General features: G+C 62.6%; 1 rRNA gene. It reads right to left on the bottom strand.

Annotated features, from left to right (window positions below):
* Window positions 1-216: 216 nt before the first annotated feature.
* Window positions 217-321, bottom strand: a 16S ribosomal RNA gene (locus QSK21_RS35970); the annotation flags it as partial.

The raw sequence follows: 321 nt of genomic DNA, 5'->3' as shown, positions 1-321 counted from the left end.
ACGACCAGAACCCCCTCAACACGAGAGAAGACCTGGACACGGGCGGTACTGACCGGCTCACACGAACAGCAAGCTGACTAACCAGTGCTCCACAACCAATGAGCAGCCATCCCCGGCACACACGGCCGGGCAGACAGCCACCAACCCGGACACCCCACCATGGACGTCATAACGCCCCACGGCAGAGACAACACCGGGCCGGGTGATGCTCCTTAGAAAGGAGGTGATCCAGCCGCACCTTCCGGTACGGCTACCTTGTTACGACTTCGTCCCAATCGCCGGCCCCACCTTCGACCGCTCCCCCCACAAGGGTTAGGCCAC

It is taken from the genome of Actinomadura sp. NBRC 104412, from assembly GCF_030269515.1.
Lineage (GTDB): Bacteria > Actinomycetota > Actinomycetes > Streptosporangiales > Streptosporangiaceae > Spirillospora.
The sequence above is the reverse complement of the archived record's forward strand: the minus strand, read 5'-3'. Positions and strand labels throughout refer to the sequence as shown.